This is a genomic window from Pseudomonas sp. GW821-FHT07E12 (assembly GCF_058986605.1).
Map to the genome: position 1 here is coordinate 1 of NZ_JBYSVX010000082.1, position 3,026 is coordinate 3,026.

General features: G+C 65.0%; 1 protein-coding gene. It reads left to right on the top strand.

Annotated features, from left to right (window positions below):
- The first annotated feature begins 678 nt into the window (after positions 1-678).
- Positions 679-2,889, top strand: coding sequence for a LamG-like jellyroll fold domain-containing protein (locus AC3WJE_RS20965; protein WP_493732777.1), 2,211 nt, complete (start codon positions 679-681; stop codon positions 2,887-2,889).
- The last annotated feature ends 137 nt before the right edge of the window (positions 2,890-3,026 follow it).

Sequence of the window (3,026 nt, forward strand, 5' to 3'; positions counted from 1 at the left end):
TGGTGATCCTCAATGCCCGCGCTCGTGATGCCTGGGCCGGCACACCTGCGCTTGGGTAAACAAGACAGTTGCTACAAATCTGCGTCAGCCATCTCCACATCTGCACGAACGTCCCTGGATCCCCGCCTTCGCGGGGATGACGATAGCGAGATGACGTGGAAAGTCGCCGGGTCCCCACCTACACGGGGACGACAGTAGTGGCATGGCCTGGAAAGCACTGGGTCTCCGCCCCCACCTTCGCGGGGGGCAGGCTCTGCTCGGGGACAACGGCAGATGGATTCCATGAAAACGGCTCCCCCGAAAAGAACAAACGAGCAGAAGCCCAGCTCCCAAGCGTCGCTTTGCGACGCCCACCCAACCCCACCCGTGACCCCGTCCGCGAAACGAAAACCCCACCAACAAAGTGAGACACACAGCGGCACACGCCGCGACCGCGCTCACTAGCATGGCCCCGATTCCGCCACCGGGCCAACCGCCCCCGACGGCATCGCAACGACCATGACCCACAGACGGATGGCCGGCGCGCACAGGGGATTGCGCATGCGCCGGCATCACGTCCACACCCGCATCATGACGCCTGGGCACCGACGCGAACCGTCCGCCGCCGGGCAGTGCGAGTGCGCATGGAACGAACGATCGAAACAGGTGGTCGAAACTACTTCGCAAGAGCCCTTCCTCATGGAAAACGACTGGCGTTCCCGTAATTCCCGCCCGCTCATCGGCCAGCAGACACCGGGCAACACATCCGGACAAGCCCTCGACCCGAACCGCCGCCTGCTGCTGAAAGCCAGCGTCGGCGCCGCCGCCGGCAACCTGCTGCGCGGCCTGGGCGGCAGCGTCCTGGCACGCAGCGCCGCGCTGATCGGTGCCGGCGGTGCGGCGACGGCAGCCTTCGCCGCGAGCCGCACCTTCAGCCACCCCGGTATGCTGCACACCGAGGCCGACTTCACTCGAATGCGCGAGAAGGTCAATGCCGGCGAGCAGCCGTGGGTCGATGGCTGGAACAAGCTGCTCTCCGACGGCTACTCCCAGCTCGGCAGCGCCCCGCGCCCGCTGGACACGGTGTGGCGCGCGGCCGACAACAACAATTCCGCCCAGCTCTACATCGACATCCATCGCGCCTACCAGCTGGCGATACGCTGGAAGGTCTCGCAGAACACCGTGTACGCCGAAGAAGCGCTCAAGTACCTCAATGCCTGGTCCGCGACCCTGACCACCGTCAACGGCAACGCCGATCGCTACCTGGCCGCCGGCATCTACGGCTACCAGTTCGCCAACGTCGGCGAAATCATGCGCAGCTATTCGGGCTGGGCGAGCGCGGATTTCACCCGCTTCCAGCAGATGCTGCTCAACGTGTTCTATCCGTTGTCGAGCCGCTTCCTGCGCGAGCACAACGATGCCGAAATCACCAACTACTGGGCGAACTGGGACCAGTGCGCGATCGCCTGCATCCTGGCCACCGGCATCCTGTGCGACCGCGAAGACATCTACAACGAAGCGCTCGACTACTACAAGTACGGCGCCGGCATGGGCGCGGCGCTCAACGCGGTCTACTACGTTCACCCCGGCAATCTCGGCCAGTGGCAGGAAAGCAGCCGCGACGGCGGCCACTGCACGCTCGGCATCAGCCTGGCCACCGCGTTCTGCGAAATGGCCTGGAACCAGGGCGACGACATGTACGGCTACGACAACAACCGCTTCCTGGCCGGTGCCGAGTACGTCGCCAAGAGCAACCTGCTGGATGCAAGCGGCGCGTTCTATGCAATGCCGTGGTTCAACTACAACAACCGTCACGGCTGGGCCTACGGCGTGTCGCCGGCCGGGCTGGGCAGCATCCGCCCGACCTGGGAGGCCATCCACAACCATTACGCGATGCGCAAGGGCATCGCCACACCTTACGTAGGCAAGCAAGTCGCTCAGCTGTATCCGGAAGGCAACGACCGCACCGGCGACCAGCTCGGCTTCGGCACGCTGCTGTTCTCGCGCGACCTGGAAGCCAGCGCACTGAAACCAACCGGCCTGACCGCCTACCGTCGCGCCGACAAGGTCGTGCTGTCCTGGTGGGGCGTGGTGGAAGCCGACAGCTACATCATCAAACGCGCCACCAGCGCCTCCGGCCCGTTCTCGACCGTCGCCTCCGGCATCAGCGACCGGTTGACCTGGGAGGACACCAGCATCACCGGCAACAGCGCGCTCTACTACACCGTGAGTGCGGTCGTGGACGGTGCCGCGGGCACCGCTTCCGACACGATGCGCGTCGATGTCTCTCCACAACTCGTGTTCCAGCTCCCATTCAACGAAGGCGGCGGCAGCAGCACGGTCGATACGATCGGCAACCGCGCCGCACAACTGGTCGGCGGTACCTCCTGGACTGCTGGCGTGCAGGGCTCGGCGGTGGCACTGGACGGCGTTGATGGACACCTGCAACTGCCGGAGAGCGCGATCGCCGGTCTGGCTGACTTCACCATCGCCAGCCGCATCTATGCCGACCAGGTACGAACCTGGGCACGCGTATTCGACTTCGGCTCAGGCACCCGCCGCTGGATGATGCTCACCGTCGCCAGTGAGGACGGCCGCCCGATGTTCAGAATGACCACCACCCACGGCTACAACCAGCAGCAAATCCGCTCCAACATCGCCCTGCCGGCAGGCCAGTGGACGCACATCGCCGTGACCCTGTCCGGCGACGTCTGCACCCTGTACATCAACGGCAACGTAGTTGGCAGCGGCACAGGTTTCACCCTCGCCCCAAGCGACCTGGGCCCCGCCACCTCGTCCTACCTGGGACGCTCCCAGTTCGGCGCCGACCCGTACCTGAAAGCACGCTACGACGACTTCCGCATCTGGAACGGTGCCCTGACCGCCGCGCAGATCGCTGCACTGGTCTAGGGAAAACCGACGTCGAGGCTGTTGCTTGTGATTTTGCTGTTGCCTTGGACTTTGACTTACCCGGGGCCCCTGCCGCAGCGGCGGAGACGGCGGGAAAAACCCGAAGGGCGACGCACATGGATGTGCGTCGTTTTCTG

Bases quoted from the DNA above. Each gene is read 5' to 3' on its own strand.
- AC3WJE_RS20965 (WP_493732777.1), top strand. From the start codon at position 679: ATGGAAAACGACTGGCGTTCCCGTAATTCCCGCCCGCTCATCGGCCAG.